Consider the following 1,873-nt stretch of genomic DNA (forward strand, 5'->3'; position numbering starts at 1 on the left):
CATCTATATAAATAAGGCAGCGGTTGTTTTTTGCAGCCTTCCTGAAAGAAGGCTTTTCAAATATGGTTTCCCCCCGTGCGTTCAGTGTTTTATTCCACAGGCTCAGACCCTGCCTTTTGTCCTTAACCCAATGGGGAACCAGGCCCCAGGTAGCTACCGAAGGAAATTCCGGATCGGTATCGGTATAAATAAGCATCCTTGGGTGACTGAATCCGGAGGCGTGATACAAGGGCAGGTCGGTAAAGGGCAGCAACTGTTCCCGAATTTGTTCAGCAGCCTCGTAATCCCCACGACGTACGGCACGCTTCATCTGTGTTTCGAGGCTTGTTTTAATGTCGTAGCACATGGGGCTTTGAATAAAGCGTAATTCGTTCACAGGGGGTACCCCCCACATTCAATTTACTCGTTTTTCATGCAATAAGCCAACAGGAAACCCGAAAGCCGCTCAGAGCTTGCCCTGATTCTTCAGTTCCGCGCGGCGCATAGGCATACCATCAATAAGAGTCCAAAGTTCCTCCAGGGGTACCGCCGAGGTCGAACGGTACTTCACCCCTCCATCAAGACCGATTAATTCCAATCCAAAACCCTTATCGAGGTTTTGGCTTGCTTCCCGCAAGGGGAGGTTATCCTGCCAGGTCCGAGCAGGCAACCCGCGGGATACCTGCTGACCCATAATAGTATATACTACAAGTTTACGTGAACCCACGGCTTTTTCCCCTTTGAGGAGAGCTTCCTCCATTTTTTGGTACTGCGGGTGCACCAGGCTATCTGTATAAAGCAGGAGTACCCGGTTTTGCCATTTCAGCGGCCGAAGGTCCTGAGCGCGCCCAAAACCCGAAAAAAGAATACTGAGGGCCATACAAACGAGTAAATTCCGCATATCCTAAAAATACAAAGCAAGTTTTAAACACATGGTTCCTACAGGCCGTTCAAAGGGCAGTCTTTTATCGAACGGCCGCACTACCGTAAACACCGGGCCCTTGGAACCATAAAATGGGCTACTCCAATTTAAACTTGGCGCTGACAGTTACCTGTATGCGAATTTTGTCAAATTCGGCCGGTAATGGTACGTATTGTTCCTGGTTCTCGTCTGACATACTGAGTACCGCACCCCGTTCCATCGATTTATTATAAACACTGAATCCCCGGTCCGTTATATGCAGTGCTGACCCGAGAGACTGACCTAAAGCATTGGCCATCATAGTTCCCTGTCTTTTGGTCTTCTGTATCCCGCGAACTCTGAGGATATCCTTAAGGGATTCCATATCCTCATAATCTGTTTTCAGAAGCTGAATATTTGAAATCCCGGCTTTTTCAAGTTCATACAAGACCCGGGCGGTGGTCCCCGCATCGTAAAGGACCAATTCAAAAGCCTTCTCCTTTACAATATCTTCCTTACGCAGGAAGTACTTATGAAATTCGCTCCCCAGATCTGAAACCGTCAGTTGTTTGTCGAGATCAATTCCCAGTGCGCTGAGCTTTTCTCCCATTTGCTGTTCAAGGATCTCCAGGGAAATACGGCCTTTGGAGTCGCTTTCCATTAGACGGATCCCCAGGTGAATCCGGTTGGGAGTAACCAAGGTGTCTACTTCCACGGATGTCTCGAGGTAGGGCTGATCAATAAAATTTTTTGTCTGTGAAAATCCGTTCTGGAGCATTCCAGTAAGAAAGAGAATAAGGCCTAATTTTTTCATCTTTGATCGCTTTTTCTATTTGAGGGAAAAATTCCCTCAAAGGGAATATCAAAGATGATGCTAAAGGTTATTTTGGATCCAAAAAAACAACAGAATCTCCAAAAAAGCCCTTCAGCCTGTATTCCTTACCAGGAGTAAAGAAGGAAAAGCAGCAAACAAACTCCTACAAAAAGAGCCTT

Annotated in this window: 3 protein-coding genes; all 3 read right to left on the bottom strand. The window is 46.8% G+C overall.

From position 1 onward, the window contains the following. On the bottom strand, nucleotides 1-394 hold a 394-nt coding region (locus tag WBV75_RS13900; protein WP_424121184.1), incomplete at its 3' end, for an SOS response-associated peptidase family protein. Nucleotides 395-445: 51 nt separating this feature from the next. Beyond that, on the bottom strand, nucleotides 446-880 hold the full coding sequence (locus tag WBV75_RS13905; protein ID WP_424121185.1) for a DUF4174 domain-containing protein: 435 nt from the start codon (nucleotides 878-880) through the stop codon (nucleotides 446-448). 118 nt (nucleotides 881-998) lie between these two features. Further along, entirely contained in the window at nucleotides 999-1,694 is a 696-nt protein-coding gene (locus WBV75_RS13910) for an SIMPL domain-containing protein (protein ID WP_424121186.1), read from the bottom strand. Nucleotides 1,695-1,873 lie beyond the last annotated feature (179 nt).

The sequence above is a fragment of the Robiginitalea sp. genome, from assembly GCF_049588695.1.
Taxonomy (GTDB): domain Bacteria; phylum Bacteroidota; class Bacteroidia; order Flavobacteriales; family Flavobacteriaceae; genus Robiginitalea.